The organism is Capnocytophaga sp. oral taxon 332 str. F0381 (assembly GCF_000318275.2).
GTDB lineage: Bacteria > Bacteroidota > Bacteroidia > Flavobacteriales > Flavobacteriaceae > Capnocytophaga > Capnocytophaga bilenii.
This window is the reverse complement of the sequence record NZ_KB291302.1, coordinates 302-1924: the sequence shown is the minus strand read 5'-3', so window position 1 is coordinate 1924 and position 1623 is coordinate 302. Positions and strand designations below refer to the sequence as shown.

At 39.2% G+C, this 1623-nt stretch carries 1 protein-coding gene; it reads right to left on the bottom strand.

Annotation, left to right across the window (positions count from 1 at the left end; all coding sequences use genetic code 11):
* Nucleotides 1–1623 (bottom strand): hypothetical protein (locus HMPREF9075_RS05735; RefSeq protein WP_009415543.1); only part of this gene is annotated, 1623 nt, incomplete at both ends.

The window sequence follows — 1623 nt, the reverse complement described above, 5'->3', positions numbered from 1 at the left end:
CCAAACTCTTTACCTGATTCTATCTTGAAAGTATGAGTAACTGTGTCGGGACATACTTTTGGCACTTGAAATACATAAATGTCATCTAATGCCATATCGCAGCCACCGCCTGCCCAGCTCTTAGTACGTATCTCTACACGAACCCTATTGGTATTCCCTGGATTCAATTCCCCAGAAAAACGCCTCCAATCATTTGGCCCCGTCGACCTACTTATCGTTCCGTAATCTTTTTGGTCTATTATTGCATTTGTATTAGGGTTTACCAAGAATATCTTTATATCAGGTAAAGCACCTCCTAACCCTACTTTCTCAAGATTCATCACATACATTTCGTAAAGTATCTTGCGGTTAGGCTCTATGTTCACCGTCTTAGAATAAAGTACATCTCCATTACCCACATTACCTATATCTATCAACAGCATTCTCGATTTTCTATTCGAAGGGTTGGTATGGTCATTAGCATTCGACCACCAATTTAAATGTGATTGTATAAATACTGAACTATTAGAACCTATTACATACCTACCAGGTGTAGGTCCTAAATTAGGCCCGCACGAGATAGTAGGAGCTACATTAGGGCTACAAGTGTCATCACCTACACCAAAGTCTTCTTTAATAAGTTCAGTAGCAGCAGGTTGTGTACCACTTTGGTAAGTAATAGCTAGAGTATAAGTTCCTGCACTTAAATTACTAAACATATTTGAAGTTTGTGGAACACCTCCATTTAAGCTATAAGTATAGGTGTACGTTCCTTGAGTATTGGTTATACTTACAGTTCCTTTACCCTCACAATTATATACTATGTTTGAATTTGAAAACTGAGGTACTGTTAGTTTAGCAGGTACAACCACTCTCAAGTTATCACGGCTACATTCTATAGCATCTTTAGCTGATAAATAGTAAGTACCTGGATCCATCCATCTTGATGAAGTGGTTGTCCATACCCCATCACCAAAGTTATATAGATAAGGAGTTCTACCACCTTGTACATTATTAAAGCTCACCCTTGCTTTATTAGCATTAGCCCCTGTACCACAACCTATCAGCTCTGCAACTCCTGCCGAAGCTATAAAGTCATTGCTTGCCCTAAGGTCTGGTATTGTAATATCATTGAGGTTCATCCGACAAGTTTTCCCTGCATAAGTATAATGCACTTGTGCTACAAAAGAAGCGCCTACTGGTAAATTTGTAAATTCGCGCCCTGTTTGTATTACAGCTGCTTTATTTGTAGGCAAGAACTGCTGCAAACTATATTGGTAAGTATACGTTACCGAACTTTGTGGTACTGAGAATACTACTTTCCCTTTAGCCCCACATTCATATAACGTATAAGTAACTGTAACCGAAGGCGTAGGTAACTGTATAATCGTAGCACTTGTTGTCTTATTACAATTATTACCGTCAATTACCTTCACTTCATAAGCACCTGCATACAATCCTGTAAAGGTATATACCCCACTTTGCGTAGTAGCTCTACTTACGAACGTACCACTCTTATATAACTCTAAAGTATAACCATTACTATTAGGTGTACCTCCTTGCGCTCTCGCTGTTATAGCTCCATCATTAGCACTACACATTGCATTGCTTACTCCCAAATCAAGCTTTAAGGCTGCTGGGTCG